This window comes from Sporosarcina sp. So3-204, from assembly GCF_058068165.1.
Genome location: NZ_CM176485.1, coordinates 2,001,761 through 2,028,198 on the forward strand (window position 1 = coordinate 2,001,761; position 26,438 = coordinate 2,028,198).

At 35.1% G+C, this 26,438-nt stretch carries 35 protein-coding genes; 9 read left to right on the forward strand and 26 right to left on the reverse strand.

Going from position 1 to position 26,438, the window contains the following annotated elements:
• Window positions 1-13: 13 nt before the first annotated feature.
• The 22 genes from AC3RV6_RS09745 to AC3RV6_RS09850 form a co-directional block, all read right to left on the reverse strand.
• Window positions 14-1,528, reverse strand: a complete 1,515-nt coding sequence (locus tag AC3RV6_RS09745; protein ID WP_489745846.1) for a lmo1851 family serine protease — start codon at window positions 1,526-1,528, stop codon at window positions 14-16.
• A gap of 73 nt (window positions 1,529-1,601) precedes the next feature.
• Entirely contained in the window at window positions 1,602-2,306 is a 705-nt protein-coding gene (gene deoD / locus AC3RV6_RS09750; protein WP_489745847.1) for a purine-nucleoside phosphorylase, read from the reverse strand.
• 96 nt (window positions 2,307-2,402) lie between these two features.
• Entirely contained in the window at window positions 2,403-2,624 is a 222-nt protein-coding gene (locus AC3RV6_RS09755) for a YozE family protein (protein ID WP_489745848.1), read from the reverse strand.
• A 30-nt stretch (window positions 2,625-2,654) separates the two neighbouring features.
• A complete protein-coding gene (gene msrB / locus AC3RV6_RS09760; RefSeq protein ID WP_489745849.1) occupies window positions 2,655-3,074 on the reverse strand; it encodes a peptide-methionine (R)-S-oxide reductase MsrB in 420 nt (139 codons plus the stop codon).
• On the reverse strand, window positions 3,071-3,601 hold the full coding sequence (gene msrA, locus AC3RV6_RS09765) for a peptide-methionine (S)-S-oxide reductase MsrA (protein ID WP_489745850.1): 531 nt from the start codon (window positions 3,599-3,601) through the stop codon (window positions 3,071-3,073). The genes msrB and msrA overlap by 4 nt, the downstream gene beginning before the upstream one ends.
• 12 nt (window positions 3,602-3,613) lie before the next feature.
• Entirely contained in the window at window positions 3,614-4,189 is a 576-nt protein-coding gene (locus tag AC3RV6_RS09770; protein ID WP_489745851.1) for a YpmS family protein, read from the reverse strand.
• The gene (locus AC3RV6_RS09775; RefSeq protein ID WP_489745852.1) at window positions 4,190-5,020 is read right to left on the reverse strand and encodes a GDSL-type esterase/lipase family protein; all 831 of its coding nucleotides are present in this window, start codon (window positions 5,018-5,020) and stop codon (window positions 4,190-4,192) included.
• A gap of 42 nt (window positions 5,021-5,062) precedes the next feature.
• A complete protein-coding gene (locus AC3RV6_RS09780) occupies window positions 5,063-5,902 on the reverse strand; it encodes a DegV family protein (RefSeq protein WP_489745853.1) in 840 nt (279 codons plus the stop codon).
• 131 nt (window positions 5,903-6,033) lie between these two features.
• Window positions 6,034-6,513: a dihydrofolate reductase gene (locus AC3RV6_RS09785; protein WP_489745854.1), complete on the reverse strand. Its 480-nt coding sequence runs from the start codon at window positions 6,511-6,513 to the stop codon at window positions 6,034-6,036.
• Between the two features lie 15 nt (window positions 6,514-6,528).
• Window positions 6,529-7,470 carry a thymidylate synthase gene (locus AC3RV6_RS09790; RefSeq protein WP_489745855.1) on the reverse strand — a complete coding sequence of 314 codons (942 nt, stop codon included), beginning with the start codon at window positions 7,468-7,470 and terminating at the stop codon, window positions 6,529-6,531.
• 79 nt (window positions 7,471-7,549) lie between these two features.
• On the reverse strand, window positions 7,550-8,137 hold the full coding sequence (locus tag AC3RV6_RS09795) for a YpjP family protein (protein WP_489749230.1): 588 nt from the start codon (window positions 8,135-8,137) through the stop codon (window positions 7,550-7,552).
• A 302-nt stretch (window positions 8,138-8,439) separates the two neighbouring features.
• Window positions 8,440-9,219 (reverse strand): class I SAM-dependent methyltransferase, encoded by a 780-nt coding sequence (locus tag AC3RV6_RS09800; protein WP_489745856.1) that lies wholly within the window; start codon window positions 9,217-9,219, stop codon window positions 8,440-8,442.
• A complete protein-coding gene (locus AC3RV6_RS09805) occupies window positions 9,216-9,653 on the reverse strand; it encodes a BrxA/BrxB family bacilliredoxin (protein WP_489745857.1) in 438 nt (145 codons plus the stop codon). Before AC3RV6_RS09805 ends, AC3RV6_RS09800 begins: the two co-directional genes overlap by 4 nt.
• Window positions 9,654-9,804: 151 nt before the next feature.
• On the reverse strand, window positions 9,805-10,098 hold the full coding sequence (locus tag AC3RV6_RS09810) for a hypothetical protein (RefSeq protein WP_489745858.1): 294 nt from the start codon (window positions 10,096-10,098) through the stop codon (window positions 9,805-9,807).
• A gap of 89 nt (window positions 10,099-10,187) precedes the next feature.
• Window positions 10,188-10,613: a hypothetical protein gene (locus AC3RV6_RS09815; protein ID WP_489745859.1), complete on the reverse strand. Its 426-nt coding sequence runs from the start codon at window positions 10,611-10,613 to the stop codon at window positions 10,188-10,190.
• A 129-nt stretch (window positions 10,614-10,742) separates the two neighbouring features.
• Entirely contained in the window at window positions 10,743-11,519 is a 777-nt protein-coding gene (gene ehuA, locus AC3RV6_RS09820) for an ectoine/hydroxyectoine ABC transporter ATP-binding protein EhuA (protein ID WP_489745860.1), read from the reverse strand.
• Between the two features lie 12 nt (window positions 11,520-11,531).
• Window positions 11,532-12,221, reverse strand: coding sequence for an ectoine/hydroxyectoine ABC transporter permease subunit EhuD (ehuD, locus tag AC3RV6_RS09825; protein WP_489745861.1), 690 nt, complete (start codon window positions 12,219-12,221; stop codon window positions 11,532-11,534).
• Entirely contained in the window at window positions 12,221-12,880 is a 660-nt protein-coding gene (locus AC3RV6_RS09830) for an amino acid ABC transporter permease (RefSeq protein ID WP_489745862.1), read from the reverse strand. Before AC3RV6_RS09830 ends, ehuD begins: the two co-directional genes overlap by 1 nt.
• A gap of 70 nt (window positions 12,881-12,950) precedes the next feature.
• The gene (gene ehuB / locus AC3RV6_RS09835) at window positions 12,951-13,868 is read right to left on the reverse strand and encodes an ectoine/hydroxyectoine ABC transporter substrate-binding protein EhuB (protein WP_489745863.1); all 918 of its coding nucleotides are present in this window, start codon (window positions 13,866-13,868) and stop codon (window positions 12,951-12,953) included.
• A gap of 519 nt (window positions 13,869-14,387) precedes the next feature.
• The gene (locus AC3RV6_RS09840) at window positions 14,388-15,530 is read right to left on the reverse strand and encodes a conserved virulence factor C family protein (protein ID WP_489745864.1); all 1,143 of its coding nucleotides are present in this window, start codon (window positions 15,528-15,530) and stop codon (window positions 14,388-14,390) included.
• Window positions 15,531-15,542: 12 nt separating this feature from the next.
• Window positions 15,543-15,803, reverse strand: a complete 261-nt coding sequence (locus AC3RV6_RS09845; protein ID WP_489745865.1) for a NifU N-terminal domain-containing protein — start codon at window positions 15,801-15,803, stop codon at window positions 15,543-15,545.
• A gap of 33 nt (window positions 15,804-15,836) precedes the next feature.
• The gene (locus AC3RV6_RS09850) at window positions 15,837-17,711 is read right to left on the reverse strand and encodes an ABC-F family ATP-binding cassette domain-containing protein (protein WP_489745866.1); all 1,875 of its coding nucleotides are present in this window, start codon (window positions 17,709-17,711) and stop codon (window positions 15,837-15,839) included.
• A 290-nt stretch (window positions 17,712-18,001) separates the two neighbouring features.
• Between AC3RV6_RS09850 and AC3RV6_RS09855 the strand changes: the two genes are divergently transcribed.
• From AC3RV6_RS09855 to AC3RV6_RS09875, 5 genes are all read left to right on the forward strand, one after another.
• Window positions 18,002-18,445 carry a LytTR family DNA-binding domain-containing protein gene (locus tag AC3RV6_RS09855; RefSeq protein WP_489745867.1) on the forward strand — a complete coding sequence of 148 codons (444 nt, stop codon included), beginning with the start codon at window positions 18,002-18,004 and terminating at the stop codon, window positions 18,443-18,445.
• A gap of 11 nt (window positions 18,446-18,456) precedes the next feature.
• A complete protein-coding gene (locus AC3RV6_RS09860; protein ID WP_489745868.1) occupies window positions 18,457-18,885 on the forward strand; it encodes a hypothetical protein in 429 nt (142 codons plus the stop codon).
• Window positions 18,869-19,795 (forward strand): ABC transporter ATP-binding protein, encoded by a 927-nt coding sequence (locus AC3RV6_RS09865; RefSeq protein WP_489745869.1) that lies wholly within the window; start codon window positions 18,869-18,871, stop codon window positions 19,793-19,795. Before AC3RV6_RS09860 ends, AC3RV6_RS09865 begins: the two co-directional genes overlap by 17 nt.
• Window positions 19,782-20,636 (forward strand): ABC transporter permease, encoded by an 855-nt coding sequence (locus tag AC3RV6_RS09870; protein ID WP_489745870.1) that lies wholly within the window; start codon window positions 19,782-19,784, stop codon window positions 20,634-20,636. The genes AC3RV6_RS09865 and AC3RV6_RS09870 overlap by 14 nt, the downstream gene beginning before the upstream one ends.
• A gap of 88 nt (window positions 20,637-20,724) precedes the next feature.
• On the forward strand, window positions 20,725-20,994 hold the full coding sequence (locus AC3RV6_RS09875) for a PepSY domain-containing protein (RefSeq protein WP_489745871.1): 270 nt from the start codon (window positions 20,725-20,727) through the stop codon (window positions 20,992-20,994).
• Window positions 20,995-21,113: 119 nt separating this feature from the next.
• Here the strand turns inward: AC3RV6_RS09875 and AC3RV6_RS09880 are convergent, their stop codons facing one another.
• Window positions 21,114-21,389, reverse strand: coding sequence for a hypothetical protein (locus AC3RV6_RS09880; RefSeq protein ID WP_489745872.1), 276 nt, complete (start codon window positions 21,387-21,389; stop codon window positions 21,114-21,116).
• 472 nt (window positions 21,390-21,861) lie between these two features.
• Between AC3RV6_RS09880 and AC3RV6_RS09885 the strand changes: the two genes are divergently transcribed.
• Complete coding sequence (locus AC3RV6_RS09885) at window positions 21,862-22,281, forward strand: DUF948 domain-containing protein (RefSeq protein WP_489745873.1); 420 nt, start codon at window positions 21,862-21,864, stop codon at window positions 22,279-22,281.
• Window positions 22,281-22,727, forward strand: a complete 447-nt coding sequence (locus AC3RV6_RS09890) for a DUF948 domain-containing protein (protein ID WP_489745874.1) — start codon at window positions 22,281-22,283, stop codon at window positions 22,725-22,727. Before AC3RV6_RS09885 ends, AC3RV6_RS09890 begins: the two co-directional genes overlap by 1 nt.
• Window positions 22,728-22,747: 20 nt before the next feature.
• On the opposite strand, the gene AC3RV6_RS09895 is transcribed toward AC3RV6_RS09890, so the two are convergent.
• Window positions 22,748-23,254: a DUF948 domain-containing protein gene (locus tag AC3RV6_RS09895; RefSeq protein ID WP_489745875.1), complete on the reverse strand. Its 507-nt coding sequence runs from the start codon at window positions 23,252-23,254 to the stop codon at window positions 22,748-22,750.
• A gap of 24 nt (window positions 23,255-23,278) precedes the next feature.
• Window positions 23,279-23,701, reverse strand: coding sequence for a DUF948 domain-containing protein (locus AC3RV6_RS09900; RefSeq protein WP_489745876.1), 423 nt, complete (start codon window positions 23,699-23,701; stop codon window positions 23,279-23,281).
• A 250-nt stretch (window positions 23,702-23,951) separates the two neighbouring features.
• On the opposite strand from AC3RV6_RS09900, the gene AC3RV6_RS09905 reads away from it, so the two are divergent.
• Window positions 23,952-24,920, forward strand: a complete 969-nt coding sequence (locus tag AC3RV6_RS09905) for a 2-hydroxyacid dehydrogenase (protein ID WP_489745877.1) — start codon at window positions 23,952-23,954, stop codon at window positions 24,918-24,920.
• A 68-nt stretch (window positions 24,921-24,988) separates the two neighbouring features.
• Window positions 24,989-25,735, forward strand: coding sequence for an arylamine N-acetyltransferase family protein (locus tag AC3RV6_RS09910; RefSeq protein WP_489745878.1), 747 nt, complete (start codon window positions 24,989-24,991; stop codon window positions 25,733-25,735).
• Between the two features lie 74 nt (window positions 25,736-25,809).
• Here the strand turns inward: AC3RV6_RS09910 and AC3RV6_RS09915 are convergent, their stop codons facing one another.
• A complete protein-coding gene (locus AC3RV6_RS09915) occupies window positions 25,810-26,325 on the reverse strand; it encodes a DUF3231 family protein (protein ID WP_489745879.1) in 516 nt (171 codons plus the stop codon).
• Window positions 26,326-26,438: the final 113 nt, after the last annotated feature.

Below are 26,438 nucleotides of genomic sequence, written 5' to 3' on the forward strand. Positions count from 1 at the left end.
GGACGCTTATTTATTATTTAGCTAGCTTTTCAATTAACAATTCTTTTGCTTTTAACAATTGCGGATCATCTTTTTCTATTTTTTCTCGTAGTTTCGTCATAAGTCCAAGCGTCGTATCGCCTACAAGAATCCCTGAAACTTCAAGTTCAAGGTCTTTTTGTAACTCTTTAACAGCATCAACTGTAGCATCGTCAAATAGTCCGTCCACTTCCCCTGGATCGTATCCGACAGCTTCTAGCATCTCTTCAGCGGATTTAACAGGAGGTGATAGTAAACCTTCTTTCATTTCTAGTGCAGGATCTAAGAAAGGTAGCATTGCATAAGACGGATAAGGAACCTCTACATCTGGTTTAATCCCTTTCTCATGAATCCAATTACCATTTGGTGTGAGCCATTTAGCTGTCGTTAACTTCAAGTTTGAACCATCAGGTAAATCTTGTGGTGATTGAACAGTGCCTTTACCAAAAGTTGTAATACCAACTAGCGGAATTTGAGCTGATTCACTTAATGCAGCCGCAAGTATTTCAGAAGCTGAAGCACTTCCGTCATCAATCAAAACAGTAACAGGCACTTTTACTTTACGTCCATTAGTTGCAGGGTATTCATCTGGTTTTTTCCCTTTTGACTCATACTGGAATAAATTCTTACCTTTTTCAATGAAAAGATCAGAAATATCGGCCGCCGTGTTTAGAATGCCGCCAGGATTTTGTCTAACATCGACGACAAGACCTTTAAGGTCATTTGCCTCCATATCATCCAATGCAACTAACAGTTCTTTATATGTGTCTGTTGAAAAACTTGTGATACGTAGATGTCCAATTCCATCTTTATCTAATTCATGATAAACAGTTTCAAGAGGGATAACATCTCTTACCACTTTAACTTCCATAGGTTCAGAACTTTCGCCTCTTAATATTGTTAAAACAACTTCTGTTCCTTTTTCACCACGAATAAGAAGTACTGCCTCGGATGAGGACATTCCTTGAATACTTTTACCATCAACCGCACTAATTTTATCGTTAGGTAATATTCCAGCTCGTTCGGCAGGTGAATTTTTTATAGGAGAAACAACTGAAATAAATCCATCATGCTCTTTTATTTCAGCACCGATTCCTTCAAAGCTTGAAGAAATACTTTCATTTAATTGCTTAGCTTCTTCTTCATTTAGATAATCAGAATAGGGATCCTTTAGTGAATCAACCATGCCGTTTATCGCACCGTTTATAACTGATTCTTTGTCAAGATCTTTAAAATAGTTAGCATTCATTTCGTCATATGCTTCATATAGTTTTTTAAATTCACTTCGGTCCGAACTATTTTGTTGCGGTTTAACTACTTGAACTACTTTATCGTCGCCTGCCGTAAGAATAAAGAACGTTATACCCGCAGTTAAGAGCACTAGTCCAAACACTAACATCACAAAGGAGAACGGTTTTAATTGTATAAATCTATTTGCTGGTGGCTTTTGGGCAGGTGCAGAATTAGTTTCAGGCTCCTGTTTTTGTCCACTATTTTCATTTTCGTTCATCCCATTCCCCACTTTCACATTTACTTGCCAATATTCATGTAAAAAGACCGCTAATAAACGCGGCCTTCTAAACTCACTTTTGAATAGCTGCTTCTAGAGCTACTTCAATCATGTCGTTAAATGTAAGTTGACGTTCTTCTGAAGAAGTCGCCTCACCTGTTAAAATATGATCACTCACGGTTAGAATAGCTAGCGCTTGGCGTCCAAATTTCGCCGCCAGTGTATATAGCGCAGAAGCTTCCATCTCTACAGCCAAAACACCGTAAGTTGCTAACTTTTCATGATCTGAAAACTCATTGTAAAATAAATCTTCTGTAAAAACATTTCCAACTTTTAAATCTAATCCTTTATTCATTCCTGCTTGATAAGCTTTCAGAAGAAGATCAAAGTTCGCAATAGGAGCATAAGTAATATTATCAAAAATAACTTGATTCATATTAGAATTCGTTGTCGCACCTTGCGCAAGTATTACGTCTCGTAATTTTACATCTTTTTGAATAGCGCCACATGTACCAACGCGAATTAATTTCTGTACATCGAATTCTTGCATAAGTTCTGTTATATAAATCGAAATAGACGGTACACCCATACCAGTTCCTTGAACTGAAATAGGATTTCCTTTATAGGTCCCTGTATAACCAAACATATTACGAACGTCGTTATAAAGTGTTACGTCTTCTAAAAACGTCTCAGCTATATATTTAGCGCGTAATGGATCACCTGGTAGCAAAATAGTTTCCGCTATATCGCCTTTTTTTGCATTAATATGTACACTCATTCTAATTCCCCTACTTTCAAATTGTATAAGTTCATCATACAGTTAATAATTTAAAACTTCAAACCGTTCACAATCTAAACTAATTCGTTTAGCCGTTTACTTTACACGTTCCTCATACAGTCTGTAAAGCTCATCAAAGACAACCGATCGCATGCCTTCATCGGCTTTTTCCTCTATATATCTAGAAAGTAAATCAAAATTCACTTCACTTTTAGGAAAACCAATGTCTTTAAACATATTTTCCGCAAAATTTGCAAAATCATCGTCCTTTGTCCCTCCGCGAAACGAAAGTGTGAATTGATAAAAGGATTTATTCATCTCTTTTTCCCCGTCTCCAGATAAATGTAATTAAAATAATTTGAGGTAATCTCTGTATCCTTCTGCTTCAAGCTCATCTACAGAAATGAAACGCAGTGCAGCTGAATTAATACAATATCTAAGTCCATTCTCTCCTGGCCCATCAGGGAAAACATGTCCTAAATGTGAATCTGCTGTTTTAGAACGTACTTCAGTTCTTCTCATGCCATGTGTATCATCAAAATGCTCAATCACTTCTAAATCTTCAATAGGCTTCGTAAAGCTTGGCCAGCCACAACCTGCATCGTATTTATCATTTGAACTAAATAGGGGTTTGCCCGAGATGAGGTCAACATATATTCCGTCTTCCGTATGATCATTATATTCATTTTTAAAAGGAGGCTCAGTGCCATTTTCCTGCGTCACATGATATTGAATGTCTGTAAGTTTCTTTTTTAATTCTTCCTTCACTGTTCATTCCCCCAATTATTAATTTTAAATTGCTCTCGTCCAGAACCAGTTGCATAACGATTATAATGGGTCGGGTTTTTCTTATAATAATCTTGATGTCCAGTTTCAGCCGCGTAAAATGCTTTTGCTTGGATAATTTTAGTCGCAATTGGCTGATCAAATTTACCAGATGCATCAAGTTCTTCTTTAGACTTTTCTGCAAGTAATCGCTGTTCTTCAGTATGATAATATATAGCCGTTTCATACGATTCACCGCGATCAAAAAATTGGCCACCTATATCAGTCGGGTTTATTTGGCGCCAAAAAATAGCAAGTAATGTTTCATAACTAATTACTGTTTCATCAAAGGTAATTTGTACAGCCTCTTTATGTCCTGTTGTATTCGTACATACGAGTTCATAAGTTGGATTTTCTACATCACCGCCAGTATATCCAGAAATGACTGATTGAACGCCGTCGTAACGGTCAAACGGTTTTACCATACACCAAAAGCACCCTCCAGCAAATGTCGCAATAGAATTCGGCATTATTTTACCTCCTTATTTATTTAAAATCATTATTTCTAAAATAATTTCGTCTTTATCTAAATTAAACTCTTTTGCTTTCACGTGCAAATCCTTCCCAATTGGCAAAGCACTTAGGTCGATAAATAACTCCTCTTCCTTAGGTCGAACAACCATCCAAGGTGGAAGTTTAACCGAGTCTTTTAAGAGTTTTAAAACCGTAGATGGCGGAATATTCAATTGCCCTACTTCAACTGACGATTGCTTTAATATAAGGTTTCCATCTTCCCTAACAATCGGATCAAAATGCATAATGACAGGCAGTGTATAAGAAAATACAGTTAGTTCTGACGATAATATAATATCATCACCAACGACCATTGTTACAGGTAGCGGTTCTTTATTCATCGCTTTTCTAATATACGTATTAGCTATTCCTTCAAAATCTTTTTTTGTAGCTTTGACAGTCAAATAATTACCAGCTTGTCCATTTCCCTCGGTGAGCGGAATTGGTTCAGAATCGGCGGAAGACCCAATTAGGATAATTATATAAACTATAGCAGCTACAATGAGGCCTGCGAGCAGAAAAAAACTTGCTTTCCAAAAATTCACTCAACCAGCCCCCTCCATGTCTAATTGTCCATTCGACAATCTAAATAAACCACATTTGTTAATCTCTTCAATCATTCGAGTAGTCATTTCCTCATAGCCTTTTGCATTTGGATGGAAAAAATCGGTGTGATAGACCATATTAGTATTGGAATCGAACAGATCTGTTACCGGGATAAAGCATGATCGATTATCCCATTCAGTCTGGGCTTCTATTGCATGATTCCAATCTTCTATAATATCTTCAAACCCAGTGGATTCATCAGTAACAATCGTAAAAGGATTATATAGTCCGGCGGCCACAATAATTGCATCTGAGTTCAAAGCTCTAATCATGCCAAATAGTTCATCCAAACGTGAATCGAATTTAATTCGTTCATCGTCAAAGTGGGATTTTTTCAATTTAAATAAATCTCTTTTAATTATTTTCATCAAGTCATTTCCACCGATTGTGAATAAGATAATATCTGCTTTTTTCAAAGTATTTTGAATCTCCGGGTCTTCCAACTGGCGAATAAGTTGGTCACTTTTCCTCCCCCTTTTCGCCAAATTCTCTGTATGGATATCCTTAACACCTTTCCATTTGGTCATCTCGTTAGTAGTCAGTCTCCCAAAATACCCATCCCTTTTGAGCTCATCACCAACTCCTTGTGTCAATGAATCCCCAAGACCGACAACATAAAGATCTTTTGGAATAAAAGTACCAGGAATTGACCATTCATCAAAAGCTAAAAAATTTCTATCTGAAATAGATTTTGAAGCACTAACAAACTGTGATGTACAACCAGATAATAAAAATGAGAAGATGATACCCATTATCATAATTCTTCTCATGACTATGATTCCCCTTTTCTTTAATTTAGAATCATTTCTTTATCATTCAGAATAATACATAAAGCCAATTGCGCCTTCACCTGTATGCGTGCTAATAATAGGCGTTGTAAATGTTAGACTGACATCTTTAATACCAGTATCCTTTATCATTTTTATAAGCGGCTCGGCCATTGCTAGGCCGTTTGCATGCGATACGCCTACACCACGAATTATTTTCCCCGCGGTTTCCTCTGTAAATACTTTAAATAGATGAGCAACAACTTGTCGATGACTACGAACTTGTGCGACAGGAGTGTAAACACCGTCTTGTAAAGTAGCGATTGGCTTTATCTTTAATAGTGATCCTATTAAACCTCTACCTTTTCCTATTCGACCACCTTTCACAAGATTGTCTAGTTTATCCACAACTACGAAAAGTGTCGTTTGTTCTCGCACTATGTTTAATCGATCTATAATCTCTTCAACTGATTTACCCTCTGAGGCCATTTCCACAGCTTCCAAAACCTGAAATGTCAAAGCATGTGAAATGTACATCGAATCAACAACAGTTACAGAGGAATCGGACATTTCTGCAGCGGTTTGCGCTGACTTTACAGTACCGCTCATTCCACCTGTCATATGTATCGATATAATTTCACTTCCATCTTTGCCAAGTTCATCATATAAGTCTTTAAATACACCCGCTGCCGGTTGTGAGCTTTTTGGTAATTCCTTTGCATTTGCCATCATTGTTAGAAATTCCTCAGGCAAAATGTTTACACCGTCTATAAATGACTGGTCATCTATTTGGATTGTTAACGGTACGACGTGAATGCCATACTTTTCAACATCTTCTTTTTTTAAGTCAGCTGTTGAATCCGTCACTATATGAATTTTCTTCAAAATAGTCACCCCTTATATTTTAATTAAAAAAGCGGTCTACTAGTTACAACTAGTTTATAAGAAAAATTAGTTCTGTTCTTATTCTTTATGAGTTGACATCAGATTGATATTCCAAATAATGTTTAGCGCTTTTACTTGCGCTCATAGATTAAATATGTAAACGGCGTACCGTTTTTCGAAATAAGCTTTTCGGATGAAGATATAACTTTCCATTCTTCATCATAAGTCGGAAAAAATGTATCTCCATCGAATTCTGTATGAATGTAAGTTACGTATAAACGGTCTGCTATATCCAATGCATGACTGAAGATTTCAGCACCGCCAATAATCATAACTTCATCAGCAAATGTCTTTGCTTTTTCAAGTGCTTCATCCAATCCGTGTACGACAATTACGCCTTCTCTAGCATATTCATCATTTCGGGTAATTACGATTGATTGTCTTCCCGGTAAGGGTCTCCCAATTGAGTCATATGTTTTACGACCCATTACCATCGCTTTCCCCATTGTCATCTTTTTAAAATAACCAAGATCCTCTGGTATATGCCATGGTAAGTCATTGTTTAAACCGATTACGCGATTCGGATCATGCGCTACTATTAATGAAATCAAATTCATCATCCTTTCTTAAACAGCTATTGGCGCCTTTATTTTCGGGTGTGGATTATAATTTTCAATTTGAATATCAGACGATTCCAACTCGAATATAGATTTCCCCTCAATGTTTAGTTTTAACGTAGGAAGACTTTTTGGTTCCCGAGCCAGCTGTGTATTTACCTGATTAATATGATTCGAATAAATATGCGCATCTCCGAGTGTATGAATAAATTCGCCAACCTTTAAATCGCATTCGTGCGCAATTAAATGAACAAGCAATGCGTAAGAAGCAATATTAAAAGGTACACCAAGGAAGATATCTGCACTACGTTGGTATAACTGGCACGATAGCTTACCTTCAGAAACATAAAATTGAAACAATGTATGGCACGGCGGTAATGCCATATCCTCTACTTCTGATGGATTCCACGCAGTTACAATATGACGACGGGAATCCGGGTTTCTTTTAATACCTTCTATTAAATTCGAAATTTGATCGACAGAATCTTCTCCACTCGACCAAGAACGCCATTGCTTACCATATACTGGGCCTAAATCCGCATATTTATTTGCGAAATTAATATCATCAAGAACTCTTTGTTTAAAATCGCTCATTTCTTTTCTATATAACACGGCAAACTTTTCATCTTTAACCGCTCGAAGACCGAAGTCTTTCATATCTGGCCCAGAATACTCCGCGCTATTCACCCATTGTTCAAAAGCCCACTCATCCCAAATAGGATTTTGCGCTTGAATTAGTGTTCTAATATTTGTATCACCTTTTAAAAACCATAAAAGTTCAGATGTTATAAGACGAAAAGAAGTATTTTTAGTCGTCATCAACGGAAAACCCTTTGTTAGATCAAACCTCATTTGATAACCAAATACACTAAACGTACCCGTACCCGTTCGGTCTTCTTTTTTCGTTCCATTATTAAGTACATATTCACACAAATCTAAATATTGCTTCATTAGATAATCCTCCCTAATCTTACATTTAAGTATAACAACTATGTATAACAAATACACTTAAAAAACACCACTTAAATGGTTATGACAACCATTTAGGCGGTGTGTTTTTAGACCAATAAATATCACCAATTGAACGATGGGTTGTAAAGTCATCCTCCGAAACATGATAATGGAAGTTAAAAAAGAATCCTTCCTGTGGTCTTTTATCAGTTCTGACATGGAAACGAATTAAATCACTTTTCGCATCTTTGTCATAGACGTGAAATATTTTTTCTGAGTAATCCCCAGCAGGCTTTTCACTAATTGCAAGTCGCCTCTTATGTAGATCGCCCGTATTATTTAATGTAATCCGGATTGCTTCTTCAATTTTCGGGAAAATAACATCGTCAAATTCGTCTACAATAACCGGCCCAATCCGAGAACCGAACTTTTCGTAAGATAATTCTTTTGCAGAAGTAATTAAAATCTCTTCAACTGTCTCCAGCTGTTCAACAATTTCAGGCTCAACAAATCCAACATGATAATTTTCTTTATCTGTTAACCCTTCTTGGTGCTTTGTATCACTTTTGTCTTGTAATCCGTTCCATATTTCATGACCTGGTGTAATAACGCCAAATGTTAAAAGTGCTACCATAACAATAAGCGATTTTTGGAACCATTTCCTCATCATTTTTCACCTTCAATTTTGTTTAATTTTCCAACAATTATTGATACATATACGAAAAAGTTCTGAAAAGGTTTCTTCTTTCTCTAATTCATTGTACAATATTAATATAGGTATGTGCACATTTTTCAAAGGAGGTTTTTTACCAATGAATGTCGAATTACTAGCCGGTATTGGAATGCTTGCAATTCTTATATACTTGACCTCACTATGTTACACTAATTAATTCAAGAAAAAAGGACAAGTTAGAATGCACTAATTTCGAAGAAGCTGTTTAAGTTGCTACTATAGAGCAAACAGCTTCTTTATTTTGAAATAAAACCAAAATGGAATTTAGTGTTTGGTCTGACTACTCTTTCAAAATTAAACTTATCAAAAATTGGCGAATCAAATCTCGCCTTTACGACAACGCGACGTCTACATACTCGTATAGCCTCGTTAACCCACTCCGAAGTCAATATATCATGATGGCCAACTTGCCGAAGAGGCGTGAAGTTGGTTGACTCTGTGATTGGTGAATTGAACATAGGATCCATGTAGACAACATCCCAACTGTCATTCGGTTCGTTATTTAAAAATGCTATAGCATCCATCTGAACAACTTTTATACGCTGCATTGCTTCAATTAAATCCTGTGATTGCGAAGGGAATGTTTTCAACCCGTTAGCTACAATAAAGGCAATATTAGGATTGACTTCAATGCCACATACTTCACCTGTTTTTCCAGTGACAAACGAAGCGATAATACTATCAGAAGCTAGACCAAGTGTGCAATCTAGAAAAGATTGTCCTATTTGTAACTGAGCAGTTTCCATCAAAGGATCTAACTCACCTTTAACAATTCGTTTTAATCGAAATGCGGCTGAATTGGGATGAAAGAAAAAAGGTTCATTCATCCCTTTATAGTATAATTCATACCGACTTGCACCAGTGACTAGTATTGAAGCGTCATATAAATCTTGCAGCATTTTAATAGACCTTTTTTTCCGTTCAACAACATTGTAACCAAGAGCTTTAGCTGCTTCCTCAGTACGTTTTATTATTACTTCATCAGGTCTGCCGCTAGTTGTTATAATTGTCTTCACTTTGTAGCGACTTGGTTAAGTACTCCTACTAAATGATCCTTAATTTGCTCCATTTGTGAGTTTTCAATTTGTTCTCTAGCAATGAAATAAGCAAGTGAACCATCTTTCCATACAGCAATTGATGGTGAACTAGGAGGCACTTCTGGGAAATAATCACGCAACATTGCAGTCGCTTCCTTATCTTGTCCAGCAAATACAGTGAATAAGTGATCAGGCGTATGTTCTGTTTCTAAGACTGCAGCTTTAACTGCAGGACGCGCTTGCCCAGCTGCACAACCGCATACTGAATTTATAACAAAAAGTGCTGTACCTGTAAGGCCATCCATCGTTTCTTGGACTACTTCCCCAGTTGTTAATTCTGTGAAACCAGACCCTACTAGATCTTGGCGCATTTGACTTGTCATGTTTAACATATGTTCTTCATAAGCATTCATATTAATATCCCCCTTTTATTCTTTTCTATCTAATTAATAAAGCTTCTCATAATATACTCTACATTGTTTAACAAATATTTTCATTCATAGACACTCGAAAAACAGTCAAACTTCCTCAAAATTGATAAATCTTTTTACATCAAAAAACCATTTATCTTTCAGTATTTTTGTTATTATCAATAACCGGAATTGACTTGCTACGCTTTAGTTTGAATTCTGATTTTTTATAATCAATAAAAGCACCTACAAATCCTATTGGTAAGCCTCCTGCGGTAATTGAAAGTAATATAATAAAAAAATTCATTTTCTCGACTTTCAGATTCAATATATATAGCACTGCAAAGGTGCCTATTATTGTGAAAATCGCAGTAAAATAGTATGTGATATTATTTGCATGATCTTTATTAGCTAGCTTCTTTTTAACACTAACTGATTTCCCACCCATAACAAACCCTCTTTTCTCTTGATGTCTGTCATGTTATTATTCACTCTTTTATTTTTTTTAAACAAAAAAGAGCCATTACAGGCTCTTTTTTACTTATTCAGTTCTTTGTATATTATAAGTTTTAAAGCAGCTATTTCTTCAGGCGTAAGCTTCTCTTCTATTGTTAATAACAATGCTTGTTGTTCCTCAGCGGACATTCCTTTTTTTGCTTTAGCTTGGATGTTTTGTATTTCGTTTAATCCAAATTTCGGTACTAACGCTCTAATTGCTTGTTCTTTTGTAGTAAAAGGGAGATCTCGTTCATCTATGTTTGCCCCTTCCTCAATAAACTTCTTGATATCAGGATCCAAGCTAACTGCCCGTTTTAACTCCTCTTTCTGATCACTATTACCAATTTCAGCATTAACCGCATCCATAACTTGTTCAGATGCCATATTCGTACCAAAATAGTAAACTCCGTATATAAGAAGTCCTATAATTATTATTGTTGCAAAAAGAAATTTGAAAAACTTCATTTTCTATCACTTCCTTCTATATAAATATACTACGTATAATGAAAGAAAACGATTATGAAACACTAAAATATGAAAATCGTTAGTAGTGGAATAAATTCCACTACTAACGATTTCATTATGCTTACACTTTTATTTACCCGAGTTGAAACGACTTAAAAAGTCTTTTAATCTCTGACTCTCCGGATTCGCTATTATTTCAGATGGTGTTCCATCTGCTTCAATAACACCTTCATTTAGAAATAAAACTCTATCTGCAATATCTAATGCGAAATCCATTTCATGCGTGACAAGAATCATCGCCATTTCGCCTTCATTTGCAAGATCCCTTATTACTTCTAACACTTCTCCTACTAGTTCTGGATCAAGTGCAGATGTTACTTCATCAAATAACATAATCTTAGGCTTCATTACTAATGCCCTGGCCATTGCTACACGTTGCTTTTGACCTCCTGATAATTGATTAGGGTATAAATCTACTTTATCACTCAAGCCAACTTTTTTTAACATTTCAAGGGAGTATTTTTTGGCATCTGCCTTACTTTCTTTTTTAACATTTATTGGTGCGGTCATACAATTTTCTAATACTGTCATATGTGGAAATAGATTAAAATGTTGAAATACCATCCCGATATCACCTCGTACCTTGCTTAAATGCTTTTCATTTGCAGGAACTAATTGATCATTTTTTTTCATATGCCATAAATTATGACCATTTACTTCAATCTTCCCTGATGTGGGTTGTTCAAGCGTCATTAACAAGCGAATTATTGTCGTTTTCCCAGAACCACTTGGTCCGATTAATGCAACTTTTTCTGCGGGTAATATATCCAAATCAATACCTTTTAAAACTTTTACATCTCCGAAAGCTTTATGCACATCACGATATTTCGCAATAGGCTCAATCATAATTTAATCTCCTCACGTTCCAGTTACTGTTTTTTTGTCTAAGCGTCTATTAAACTTAGCTTCTAATTTATTAACAAGTAAAGCAGAAGGATAACTTAAAAGTAAAAAGAATATCGCGACAACTGTTAAGGGCTCCACAAATCTGTAATATTGGGCACCGTAATCTTTAGCTAAATGAAGCATAGCAACAACTCCTATGGTAGAAGCTAACGGAACCTCTTTAAACATTATAATTAAGTAATTACCGAGCATTGGAATTGTCGGTGGTATAGCTTGTGGCAAAATAATTTTAAACCATTTTTGACTCGTACTTAAGTTCAAAGCAATTGAAGCTTCCCACTGCCCTTTATCAACAGATTCTATACCGGATCGGTACACCTCTGATAAGTAAGTACTGAAATGAATACCAAGGCCAAAAATTGCCGCTTGAAAAGGATTTAGTGACACACCTACTACGGGTACAACTGGCCAAGCAAAATAGATAAAAAACAGTTGTACAAGCGGAGGAGTGGATCTAATAAACTCAGCAATCCAACGGAAAATCCATCTTACTACTTTATTGGGAAACTTAGCCATGAACACCCAAAAGAAACCGAATATAACAGCAAAGAGGTAGCAAGCAATTGTCAGACCGAGCGTAATCCATAAACCTTTAAAAATGATTGGAATTACTTCAAAGAAAGTTATCCAACTCCATGTCATTAGACTGCAACCCCTTTCTTAGACGATTTCTCCATTTTACGTGTAAAGAATATTAACGGTAAAGCTAATACAAAGTAAAAGAGCAGTACTAACAAGTAGACAAATGGTGCTTCAGAAATATGCGTACTCCGATAAATATTTCCGTAATAAAGAATATCTGTTAACCCAATTAACGAAACGAGAGAAGTTCCTTTTAAAATTTGGATTAGATAGTTCCCGTACTCTGGAAGCATCATTCGAATTGCTTGCGGCAAAATAACAAGACGCATGCGTTGGAACTTGGACATATTGAGTGCTATAGAAGCCTCTGTCTGCCCTTCTGAAACCGCTAAAATTGAACCGCGGACGATTTCGGACATATACGCACCGTAATTTAGAGATATGGCCAATACGCCCGCCCATATGTCACTTCCCAAATGAATATTAAATAGGCCAGGTAATGCATATGAAAACCAAAATAATTGGATTATTAATGAAGTCCCGCGAAATAATTCTACATAAACCCCTGTAAACTTACGAAGCAATCCATTACTAGACGTCCTTGAAAGACCTGCCACTAAAGAGATTAATGTTGAAAAAAGAATAGAGAAAACAAGCACAATGAGTGTTACTTTAATTCCTCTAAATAGTTCTTGTGAAATTTCAATAGTAGAATTCATAACAACAACTCCGTTTTTCTAAAAAAAGATAAGGGTCAAACCTATTGAAGGCGGGACCCTCGATCTTTAATTAGTAATTTTCGCCACTACAAATACTAGCAGTTGTTAAATCAACGTCGACCACGTTCATTTCTTCACTGAATCCAGATATCTCTATTAAACCAGCAATCTTTCCTTCTTCTTTTAGTTTAGCTAACTCAGCGTTATACGCTTCTCTAAACGCTGCATCTTCAATACGGAAAGCTGCTGCACCGTAACTCGGGTTTCCTTCGATCTCAGGCTGTACAAAGTCATTAACAAATTCAAGTTTGTTGGAATTTGCTGATTCTAATGCCATTTTGATTGTCATTTCAGTTCCAGTTGTAGCATGCGCTCTTCCAGATTCAACCGCTGAAAAAGAAGCAGGAATATCAGGCACACGCATGATTTGACTATCTGCTACACCTTCACGAAGAAGGAAGTCAATTTCAGTAGCACCACTCATAACCGCAATTTTTATGTCCGGATTATCCGCAACATCTTTGTAGCTAAGAAGTTTCTCAGGGTTACCAGTCTCAACAATTAACCCTTCACCATATTTAATCTCAGGCTCACCAAACGCTACGTTGTCACAACGGTCTGGTGTAATAGCCATTCCTGCTGTAATAACATCAAATTTACCTGCACCCAAACCTGGAATTAAGTTTCCGAAATCAGCAAGTTGCCCTTCTACATTTTCAATACCAAGATTATTCAAAACTTGTTTTGCAATTTCAACGGCAGCACCTTTTAGTTCACCATCTTCTTCATATGCATAGGGTTTCTCATTTGCGAAACCTACTTTAATTGTTCCTTCTTCTTGTAACTTTTCCAATAGACCTGTTTCAGTTGTAGCATCGCCAGAAACTGCTTCTTTGTCGCCTTTTGGTGAACTTTTATCTTCACCACCACAAGCTGCAATTAAAAATAATAATCCTAGCAACATAAACATCATCGATAGTTTTTTCAAAATATCCCCCCTAGTTCTGTTCAAATAAAATAGATTACTTGACTCCCAAAACGTAACATAGGTAATTTTAAACATCAAATCGATTTCCAGATAAATTAAGAACAGAGAAAAAATTGAAGTTCTCTTAACAGGCAAGAGAATAGGACTCATGACATATTTTCAAATCCATAAATACAAAAAAAGTTTTTTTATTAATTACTTATATATGTCTAAATTGTGTAGAATCCTGCATGCGAATCCAGTGAATTAATGAGTTAAATTTGACAAAACAAGAATTGATTATTTTCATGTTAAAAATATAATAATCTTGGTAGAATTAATCACTAGTTTTACTTTAATTTACATTTCTGAGTAAAACGTTCACTAAACGGACACATCTACACCTCGAATATAACCTTATCATATATTAGTAATATTTGGTATTGTTTTCTGAATTTTTTAAATATAATTAATTTACGAAACTTTAATATAATTACACAAAAAACCGAACCAGGTAAATACCGGCTCGGTTTTCTATACTTATCTATTATTTTTCAAGGTTGAACTTCTGGTTTCACTCATTTGTTTCCAAACAGAACCTTTTGCATCTTCGCCTTCAGCAATTCTGGAAATCGCCATTCGAATTTGTAGTTTCACTTCAAATTCAGAATCATTTTCAGCTTCTTTTAATGCCGGAAGTGCTTTTTCAGTTCCAGTTTCATAAAGAAACATTGCAGCTCTCCATCTAACTAATTTATTACGATCTTTTAACAGTTCTATAGCTGCCAGTTCAAAGCCCGAAAACCCTAAATCACTCATACAGTCTCCCGCAGTTCTTCTGACAGCCCAACTACGATCTTTCAATGCCTTTACGACTAAAGGAATGATAGCTTCATCTTCAATCATACCGATATAAACAGTCGCTAGTCTTCTAATCGACATTTTTTCATCTTCAAGAGCCCGTTCTAATAACGGCGTGTCGGACATTTCAGGGTCCGTCATTTGATCCAGCAAATGAAAGCGAGTTTCCCATTCTTCAGCAGAAAACTCTGCCAGTGTAACTTTCCTGCCACGACTTATTGAATCTGCATGTCCTTCTTTAGACACCCGGATAATCTCCTGCAATCTTTCCTCAGGATAAGCTGCATCAATTTCTGAAATGACAATTTCCCCAATTTCCGCTTTATCTCCATAACGAATACCATAATCCGCCCATTTACGTAGTAAAATATAGTTTTCAACTTCTCCGCCTTGTACTTCTCCCATTGCTGTAACAAATCTTTTCCCCAAGCCGAAGCGTTCCTCAGATGAGCTATCGAAAACTTTAACTTGAAGTGGAATGTCTTTGTATGTTTGAACATGGACGTATACCTCTCCGTAGCTATCGTCTACTGCTTCAGCGACTACAGTACTTATATCATCCGAACGGTCATTGAAGACCTCCTGGACTGAGGCAAGGATTTCTTCCCATGCAACATTCCCTACTCGCTCAACCGCCATGAAATTCATAACATGGTAAATACCACGTATGCCATGGATATTTAATAAAGCAGATAGCGGATGAGGTGCTTCCGCTGCATCTGTTTTTTTATAATTATATCTCGTACCAGCTGGTAACTCTGTGTCTAGTACAATTTTCATCGAGTTAGGACTTGGAGTTGGTTCAACCGTTACTATGTTCAATCGTTATACCCCCTATTTTTTCGGAATAATTGATTCGAATTGTTTAAGAATACTTTCCCATTCCACATTGCTATTTCTTTCTACCGCCATGAAATTCATAACGTGATATATACCCTCGACGCCTTCTACATTTAATAAAGATAAAATTGGTTCAGCTGCAGTTTCAATACTCTTTTTTGTATAGTTATGACCTGTTCCAGATGGGAGCTCAGTGTCCAGGATGATTCTCATAGAATTCGGATTCGGTGTTGGTTCAATTGATATTATTTTCATTTAATTTTCCCCCTAAGTTATATTAATTTCTTTTTATACGATTTCCTGTAAATATGACCATCTTTCAAATGATTGCTCATATTTTTCATTTAATTGATCTAGAAAATCCGTTAGTTCCTTAAGCTTATCGTAATCCGAGACAACTGACGCCATTTCTGCCTCTGTATTTTCTATTTCTAGCTCTAATTTCTGAATATCAGTTGCAATTGTTTCTAATTCTTTTCTTTCAGTATATGATAATTTCTTTTTTTCAACAGCCTGCTTGGCTTTAGGCACTTCAACAGCTTGTACAGGTTTACTAACTTCTTGAGGGACACTAATTTTCAGGAAATCTGTGTAAATACCAAGCCATATATCCACTTTACCAGAACCATCTAGAACCCATAACTTTGAAGATGTTCTATCGAGAAAGAATCTATCGTGCGAAATTGTAATAACAACACCTGAAAATGTATCTATAAACGATTCTAATACTGCTAACGTTTCTAAGTCTAAATCATTCGTTGGCTCATCTAGTAATAATACGTTCGGTTGCTCCATAAGCAATTTCAATAAATAAAGACGTTTTCTTTCACCACCAGATAATTTCCCTATAAGCGTACCGTGGGCTTTTGTTGGAAATAAAAATCGTTCAAGCATTTGCGATGCTGATATTCTTACACCATCTGCGTCTTCAATATCATTTGACGTTTCACGGATATACTCGATGAGTCGTTTATTGTCATCAATTGTCGGAAGATGCTGCTGAAAATGTGCAATCTTAACAGTGGAGCCTCTCTCAATAACTCCTGAATCCGGTGTGCTTGCTTCAGTAAATAAATTTAACAAGGTTGTTTTACCAGCTCCATTTGGCCCAACAACAGCAATACGATCTCCTGACTGAAGCAGGCAAGAAAAGTTGTCGATAATTTTCCTACCATCGAATGACTTGGATACCCCAATTGCTTCAATTACTTTTTTTCCAAGACGTGTAGATTTCATACCTACTTCCATCTCAGTATTTGTATTGTCTTTTTGTACTTTTTCTGCAAGCTCTTCAAAACGACCAATACGTGCTTTTTGTTTAGTCGATCTGGCTTTTGCCCCACGTTTAATCCATTTTAATTCTGAACGATAGCGATTTCTTGTTTTATCATCAGTCGCAGCATCCATTTCTAAACGCATCGCTTTAGCTTCAATATAATCACCATAATTACCCTTATGTGAATAAAGTGTTTGATTTGACAACTCATAGATTTGAGTAGAAATACCATCTAAAAAATAACGATCATGTGTGACGAATATAACCGCACCTTGTTCATTTTCTAAATAATCTTGTAAAAAAGTGATTGATTCGACGTCCAAATGGTTTGTCGGTTCATCCAATAACAACAAATCAGCTGGTTCAATTAACACTTTCGCAAGTGCGACGCGTTTTTGTTGGCCACCAGACAAATCACTCATCAATTTATCAAATGTTTCAATACCTAGCTTCGTCAAAATTGTTCTTGCTTGTGAATTCAAGTCCCAAGCTGCATTATCATCCATTCGATTTTGCATTGTTGCATAATTATCTTGATTTTCAGTTGACTCCGGATTAGCCGTAAGTGCAATTAATGCATTTTCATAATCCAAATTTATTTTAATAATTGGCGCATCACTCATAAACACTGTTTCCATAACCGTTAGATCGGGATCAACGATTGGCTCCTGTGGTAAATAAGCAATCCTATAATTATTGGGGTGATCCATTTTAATTGAATCTGCTTCCTCAACACCAGCGATTATCGACAAGAGCGTAGTCTTCCCTGTCCCATTAATGCCGATAAGTCCCACTTTATCTCCACTCACGATTGTGAATGCTATATTGTTAAACAATGTTTTTGCTCCAACGGTAGTCGTCAGATTTTCAACGATCAATTGACTCATGGTTTCACTTCCATTCTATAATGCATAACTCCATCATACTTGATTTAGATGACTTTTTATATGACTAAGCGTTTTGATTTGAAAATAATAGGAAATAACAAATGTTTTCCGATTTACTACCTAAGGAAACAACCATAACTTATCGATATAATCGTGGTGACCTTGATACACTATCTTGACACTTATAAATGCAACTCACCATTCATTGTGTGCAACATACCAAAGAATCATTGTCCGTATTTAATCTAACTGGTACGATTCAAATATAATAAATTTAATAAAAGGTTGTGGTGATAATCCGTTTATCTATTGATGAATCTAAAGATTACGATGATGTTGAAATAACAATTAAATGCCCTCAAATTGATAGTAGACTTGCTCGTATTATCAAGTTAATTGAACAAGATTGTATTTCTTTGACGGGTTATAAAGACCGCACTACTTACAAACTTTTCAGCGAGGAACTTTATTATGCAGAATCTGTCGATAACCAAACATTTCTTTACACTGCAAATGAGATTTATGAGAGTGATTTGAAGTTGTACGAACTTGAAAGCTTACTTATGTATACACATTTCGTTCGTATTAGTAAAAATTTGATTGTTAATACCACTTATGTTGAACATGTTAGAGCTTTGTTTAACGGCAAGTTCGAGGCACTGTTAAATAATAAAGAAAAAGTTATTGTCAATCGTCACTATGCTAAATCTTTTAAAGAAAAATTCCTGAAATGAGGCGATAAATTATGAACAAATTGATACTACCAATCATCTTTAGTTGCATATCTTTTACTGCAAGCACTATTTTTTATCTCCTATTTAGTTCATTTTCTATTTTCCCACCTTTCGTTGAGAAGATTGCTCTTACGATGCTTTTCATTTCATTTAGCATTAGTTGTTTATGTTATCTTTTAAGTTTTTTACCCATTTATCACACGGCCACTTTAAGGGTTACCGAAATAGGAATTGTTATCGGCGTATTATTACTAGCAAACTTTTTATTTGATTTGTTTCCATTTAATTTCTATTACGCTCCACTTGTTATGCTAATTGGTTTATTAACGTATGGCATTGTGATGATTATTGGATTCGGTGCAAATTTGTTCAGTGCCCAGGAAATTAACTTAGCTATTACTAATAAACAAAGGGAGACATCAAATGAAAAAAATAATTGAAGTAAAGCGTTTATCAAAGTATTTTGGCCAAGTAAAAGCTATTAATGATATCAGTTTTTATGTAGATAAAGGATCCCTTTTTTCATTTTTAGGAACGAATGGTGCTGGAAAATCAACAACAATAGCAGTAATTTTAACCTTATTGAAACAAAATCACGGGGAAGTTAAAGTAAACGGTTATACGATAGGAAAAGAAGATCATGCCATTCGCAATGAAATCGGCATTGTTTTCCAAGAAAGTGTATTAGATCCTTTACTCACAGTTAAAGAAAATTTAATGATACGAGGCTCCTTTTATGGTATGTCAAAGAAGGAACTTGTATTTAATATCCAAAATGTTGCAGAAACGACAGCTTGTACTGATTTTTTAAATCGTCGTTATGGAAAACTATCAGGCGGACAAAAGCGTCGAGCAGATATTGCGCGTGCCCTAATTCATCAACCAAACATATTAATATTAGATGAACCAACAACGGGCCTCGATCCACAAAGCCGAAAAAACATTTGGGAAATGATTTTACATCTTCAGCGCGTTACTCAGATGACTATTTTTCTTACAACACATTATATTGAAGAAGCAGCTAATTCTGATTATGTTGTTGTAATGAAAGAAGGAAGTATTATCGCAAAAGGCACACCGGAACAGTTAAAAAACGATTACTCATCACACCAACTAACACTTGAGACGAATCAGAATTGCGAACTACGTCAAGCTTTAAAAGCGGAAGGAATTAATTTTAACGAAGAAAGAGCACTCTTTCAAATCCAACTCAAACAAACAAATGATGCGATTCCAATTTTAACGAAATTCAGTAGTTTAATTAAATCTTTTGAAGTGCGTAAATCAAGTTTAGACGATGTCTTTATAAAGATTAATAATAAGGGGTTGAGTAAAGATGTTAGCATTTAGTAAACGGAATATATTACTTTATTTCCGAGACAAAACTGCTGTATTTTTCTCACTTCTTTCAGTCATAATTTTAGTTGCTTTATATCTACTATTTTTGGGTGATATGACGTCCAAAAATCTTCCTGAATTCCCTTCTAAAAAACCTTTACTATTATCTTGGTTTATCGCAGGCATTTTATCAGTTACAGCTATGACAACTACATTAGGGGCATTAGGAAATTTGGTCGAAGATCGAGCTAATAAAATAGACTTGGATTTTAATTCTTCCCCTATAAAAAAGTCTAGCCTAGTCGGAGGCTATATAGCGAGTGCGTTATTTATTGGTGTCCTTATGTGCACATTTACATTTGTCGTAGTAGATATCTATCTACTTATCTCCGGCGGTCCAGTCCTGTCATTTGGTAAAACGATTCAGTTAGGTTGCGTGATTATTCTTTCTGTCCTAGCAAGCGGATCTATGGTCTTGTTTTTAGTGTCATTTTTTCGTACTTCGAACGCATTTGCTGCGGCAAGTATGATTGTAGGTACTTTTATTGGCTTTTTAGCTGGTATCTATATTCCAATTGGGGGGTTGCCTGAATACATCCAATCTATTGTGAAGATATTTCCTACATCACATTCCGTCGCTCTATTTAGACAGATTCTAATGGAAACTTCTCTTACTGAAGCCTTTTCAAATACACCAATTGAAGTCAAAAAAGACTTTCAGTTACAAATGGGTATGTTTTATGAAATTAATGGGCGTATCTCAACTAAACTATTTAGTGTCTCCTATTTAATTTGCACATCAATTGTTTTTTTCCTACTTTCTATTTTAGTTATGAGTAGAAAACGAAAATAACAGTAAAGAAAATCTAATATAAAATCACATTCACCTATCTTTGAATACTATGAGTTGAACTAACTTAACTAAGGTAGGTGAGTGATTATTGGCCAATAATAAAGGGAAGAAAACTGAAACTTATTGGAATTATCCTAAGTTTAATTACAATTTTTATAACACCCACCGTAAAATTTCATTAGAAGAAGCGATATGCATTGCGCAAGAACGATTACCAGGTAAAGTTTTAAAAGCTGGAATCGACAATGAAAATGGTTTACGTGTATACGAAATTGTCATTTCAACTATACAAGGCATTGAATACGAGCTAGAAATAGACTTTCACACTGGACAAATCGTTAAGTTAAAAGGTTATTAAAATGGAATCCCAAATTATATATTCACATACAAAAGGTCTGATTTCCAATAAACGAGGAAACCTTTAGAATCCAGACCTTTATCTTTACAAAACTATACAATTCATCTCTATAGACGCTTCTATTTCTTTTTAGCAATCTTATCTACATGTTTTTCTACTTTATCTTTAACGATGATTGCTTTACCGCCAGAATACATACCACTGGCTGACAACCCCATCATCAATCCGACTAGCACGCCCCCTTTAAGATCATGTGGATAAATATAAATGGTTCCAGCTAGAATACCCAATACCAACGAGAGTATTGGCATGACTTTTTTTGAAATACCGAAAACTTTAAAAACTTCTATTAAACCAATGATTAACGGAATCAACACAACGTCATATATTTCCATAAAGTATTCCCCCTTTCAAATTTGTTTATATTCCAATCTATGAAGAGCTGACAAGTCACATGAAAAGTTATCTTTTTCTATATTGATTAATGTTTAATTAATTACTTTAAAGCCTAGTCATCTTCCTAGAAAAATTTTGAAATAAAAATAAACAACTAACTTTTCCTCATTACTTGAAGGAAATAGAAAGCTGATTAAAATTGCATTCTTTCCAATTGATAAGAAAAAAATAGAAAGACGATATAATGCTAAATTTAAAAATAAACCAGCTCCTCCCATAAAGTTGGACAGTCAAAACTTTTCTCTATATTTACAAAGTTAGCAACCTACTTCTACTATCTTATGCAGCATTTTACTGGGTTGTATAGGTTCATAATACTTCCCATTTTTAATGTTTAATTTTATAGCCGAAGTGGAAGTACATAGGTATAAGTTAATCATGTATACTAGAAGTATTATGGAGGTGGGTTTATTGGAAATACTATTATATGTCAGTGCACTGATAGCAGCGCTTTCATTACTGCTAATCGCAGTTTTTACTGTTATTACGCTAAAAAGTGCAAAAAAGTCAATTGCTGATGTTTCAGAAACACTTAAACGGGTTGAAACAAAACTAGGCGGCATTACAACTAAAGCCGATTTGCTTGTGACAAAAACAAATCAAATCGCAGAAGATGCTGAAAATAAATTAAATACTTTTAACGGTTTAACAACTTCAGCAAAGGAGCTAAGCACTTCAACGCAATATGTAAATCAATCTTTTCAAAAACTGTCTAATGAAGTAGCTAATCCTCCCGAAAAATACGCAGAATTGATGCGGCAAACAACAGGATTAACAGAAGTAGCTGCACGAATATATTATGGTTTCAAAAAAGAAAAGAGGCGAAACTAATGGATTGGTTAGGCATTGGTGTATTGTTAATTGGCATAGCATTTTTAGTACTCGTCTTTTTCCTAATGAAGCCGTTAAAGAAAGTTTCTAATATTCTTGAAAATGTACAGAGAACAACTGATCAATTACCTACAACTTTGACTGATATATCTGGACAAGCGACAACGATTCTTCATTCGAGTAACGAAACAATAGTTACTGTAAACGAGCAAATTAAAAAAGTTAATCCCCTTTTTGATATTGTTGAAGATGTTGGTGTCTCAGCGCGGGAATTATCATCAGTTGTACTAAATAAAACGATTGCTTTAAAAGAGAATACAACCGGAGCGAATGAGTTTTCACAGCGTAAGAAGTATAAAGGAATTTATGGTTTGCTTTCATTTCTCTACTTCTTTTCACAAAACAAAAACGAATTAGAACACTCAATAAAAAACACAAAAAAGTGAGTGTGGAATTTTCTCCACACTCACTTTTTTATGTTTTCAATTTCTAAAGCACGAACTTTTCCTTCCTGATACAAATTGCAATTGGAATTATTAGAAAGTCCATTTTTAAATTCCTTCTTTTTCTGCCAACCATAATAACCAAGTGCAATAGCTCCATAAATCCCGCCAAGTCTTTTGTTCAGCGCTTCTTCATCAGCTGTTGTGTCTATTTTATTTTTTACTGAAGCAGTGACATCCACCACGGAAGAAGAGAATTTCCGAGTAGTTTCACCTATATCACCGACTATATGGAATATTGGAGTTAAAGTACTCAGTTTTTCATTAACATCCGAAAGCGTCTCATTACTATGATGAATTAAGTTTCCTGTTTCATTCATAATAGTATCTAGTTGTTCAGGTATTTGCTCAACCGTTTTCTCTACCCCGTCAAGTACATTTCCTAGATTATTTAATACTTTTGCTAAAAATATTGCTAATACTAAGAAAGCAATACCGATAAGCAAAACACCTATTCCTGTTAAATCCATTATATCCCCTCTTTCTAATAACCGTTATGATGATACATTTTGACCACGTTTCCAAGCTTTAAGCAGCTTAAAGCTATATTCTGCCGCTTGTATCGAGCGCACAAAAAACAGTGTTCCAGGTAGATTAGGCGCAGAATTAAATCTCTTTGTTCGCAAAAGAAATTCTCCACTTATAATTTGAGAAGTATCACCAATATCTCGAATAGTTAGAAACAATCCATCTACAGCCTGTAATTTAATTTGATAATCAGCTGCCGTTACTTCTGTTGCCAAAAGCGTACCTTCTAATTCAGTAATTGCTTTTTCCGTTTTCATTTCGACTTCTCTTACAGTGTTACTTAAAGTCGAAATAACCTTAGAAGTTCGTAAAAGTAATTTAGCTATAAAAATTGATACAACTGCGAACGCCAGAGAAATTATAAATATTCCGACATATATCAGTGTCATTTAAACACCTTCTTTCTAAATCTACTTATTATCATATACCACGTCTGATTATTATAAAACATATATCACGAAAACTCTTAATTAATTCGGCAACATTTTGGAGTTATCAAGGTATCAACCCGACTAAATTACTGTAGTATTCCTAACTATTGTTGACTATATATCAAAATTGTGCGTAAAATAAATAAATAGACTATTGCCATCTAAAATATAATCGCAGGTATTTGGCATTAATTTTAGGAGGAATAATGTGAAACCAACTATAATAGCCTACAACTATATTGCTGAATCAGTACTTAAAGATTTAAGAACTGATTTTAAAATTATTCATTTTGAAAATAATGAAACACTTGAAGATGATTATTTTAGAAGTGCCCTAAATAAAGCAGTTGGAACTATTGGTTTATCGCTTACAATAGATAAGATTTTGTTAGACAACGCCCCGAATTTAAAAATCGTTTCTAACGTGTCTGTAGGATATGATAATTTGGATTTAATAGAATTAACAAAACGGAATATTTTTGCAACAAATACACCGGATGTTTTAACTGATACGACTGCAGACGCTATTTTCGGACTATTACTTGCTACGGCAAGAAGAATTCCTGAAATGGATCAATACGTAAAGTCTGGAAATTGGGTTAGACCATTAACGGCCGATCTATTCGGTTCTGATGTTCATCATAAAAAGCTTGGCATTATCGGTATGGGGCGTATCGGCCAAGCAATTGCGAAACGGGCAAGACTTGGATTCGATATGGAAATTCTCTATTATAATCGTTCACGAAAATTAGCAATAGAAAATGACCTTGACGCATCTTATGTATCAATGCAAAACCTACTAACAGAATCTGATTTTGTTTGTTTAATGGTACCAGCAACAAAGGAAACGAAAAATATGATTGGAACAAATGAGTTTGAATTAATGAAGGCATCTGCCATATTTATTAACGGCTCAAGAGGTCAGAATGTTGACGAAGCGGCATTGCTTAGTGCACTTAATAACGGCGAAATACATGCGGCTGGTACTGATGTTTATGCAGTTGAGCCGATCCCTGTAAATCACCCACTCTTAAGCTGTAGAAATTTAGTGACATTACCGCATATTGGCTCTGCAACAATTGAAAATGAAACAAAAATGTCCCGTTTAGCTGCATATAATTTAAAATTAGGGCTCAGCGGTTCTATACCGCCAAATTTAATAAACAAAAATGAATAAATGTCAAAATCATAACTAGTTTTGACATTACAAAATTGATTATTTAATACCAAAGGAGGAAAATTACTTTGGATCCTAAAAGCTATTTAAGTAGGTTTGACGGTTTACCTTTCGAGAAAGCTTCTCTTGAAAATATTAGTAAACTACAAACACTTCATTTACAAAACATCCCATTTGAAAATTTTGATGTTATTCTAAAAGTTCCAATTTATCTTAATCTAGAACGAATTCATGAAAAAATTGTCATTAATAATCGTGGTGGTTATTGTTATGAATTGAATGGATTATTTAACTGGTTATTATATACACTAAAATACGATGTCCACTTAGTTGCAGCAACAGTTCTAAGGACTAATGGAAAATGGGCAAAAGCAGATACGCATGCAGCAATAATTGTATTTTTGGATGAACCTTATCTCGTTGATGTGGGATTTGGTGCCGCTACACCCCGTATTCCAATTCCATTGTCTGGTCGTAAACTTAACGATTCAACAGGAACATATTGGATTAATTCTTTAGAAAACGAATTTTATGACTTAGTCATGCGCAATAAATATGGAGAAAGAACTATTTATAGATTTAGTACAGCTCAGAAAGAACTCATCGACTTTCATGAAGGTTGTGTATATAATCAAGTTTCTAGGGAATCTTCATTCACCAAAGTAGATGTCGCTTCACGAAATACGATAAATGGTCAAATTACTTTAACAGACAGAAATCTTAAAATAACTGAAAATGGGATAAATCGAAAAAAAGTAGTAAGTGAGGAAGAAAAAAATCATCTTTTAAAATCCTTATTTGATATTGTACTTTAACCAAAAACAAGCATATCCCTAAAATAGGATATGCTTGTTTTCATTCTAAATTAAAATGGATATCTAAATATATTCTATTCGTCTGATGATGTTTTATTCATATTAAGTGGCGGTGGAATCAGCCAACCTTTTTCTTTATTTAATCTTAACAGCTTAAGACCAAATAAAGCTTTTTCTACATGAAACTTACCAAACATCATGGCAATGTCTTCCCTTAAACATTGTCCCATTACCTGGCTACATGATACAAGACCCTGACCAACGTTTATAGAAACTGCGCCACTTATTTCAGGATCCATTAGTCGTGCACCTGCAGGAATATCATCAGCAGAACATTTTGGACGTTCAGGCAAGGTCGGTGGTGGTGTAATCCCATTATCTTTTAATATTTTCTCAACTTGCTTGTTCTGAGATTTAAACATGTCTATTGCTTCTTGAATAAGTTTCACGAACTCCTTATCCGCAGCATGGTTTAAAAATGCTTCATAGCCACTAATAAGACCTCTTTGTGCTCCTACAAAAGCCCAACAACCGATTACCTCACCATAATGCATTGGCTCGTTTTTCGGATTTCCATCTAAGATTCCCATTTAAGCACTCCTCTTTCAATAATAATAAATCTAATCGATAAATCTGTTGTCGTAATATATTATGTGGCAAAAAAGAAAATTTTATACGCATTCAATTAAATCGTATTTAAAGT